Annotated in this window: 1 protein-coding gene; it reads right to left on the bottom strand. The window is 42.9% G+C overall.

Annotation, left to right across the window (positions count from 1 at the left end):
• On the bottom strand, positions 1 to 638 hold a 638-nt coding region (locus ACFFIT_RS03460; RefSeq protein WP_385876257.1), incomplete at both ends, for an Ig-like domain-containing protein.

Here is a 638-nt window from a genome sequence, read left to right on the forward strand (position 1 = left end):
TAAGCCCTCTGCACCGCCCGGATTAGGCAACACATTATCAAATACGCTATCAAGCGTGAGCTCATCTGCAGGATCGGTGCTCACCTCGGTATCTACCGTTAACTCAAAACCAGTGGCAGGAACAGGATCACTTAAGTTACCTGATTTATCCTCTGCCCTAAATTGGATGCTGTACGTACCATCAGCAAGTGCTAGGTTTTCTGGTAATTCAAATGTCCATTGGCCATCTGCACCTACAAACACTTTTTTATCCATTTCAACAACATTGCCATTGATGTAAAGCTTGATTTCTACACCTTTTTCACCACGACCATTAAAGATAGGCGTCTTATCATTGGTGGTATCACCTGATTTAAGCTCAAATAAGCCCTCTGCACCGCCTGGATTAGGCAACACATTATCAAATACGCTATCAAGCGTGAGCTCATCTGCAGGATCAGTGCTGACCTCTGTATCAACGATTAAGTCAAAGCTCGCATCAGGACTGAATGGGGTTTCATTATTCGCACTGTCTGTCGCAGTAAATTGAATTTGATACGTGCCATCAGTCAGTGCTAAGTTTTCAGGTAATTCAAATGTCCATTGACCATTTTCATCAACAAATACTGGCGGTGTCAATGCGTTGAATTCACCATTAA

The sequence above is a fragment of the Thorsellia kenyensis genome, from assembly GCF_042432445.1.
GTDB lineage: Bacteria > Pseudomonadota > Gammaproteobacteria > Enterobacterales > Thorselliaceae > Thorsellia > Thorsellia kenyensis.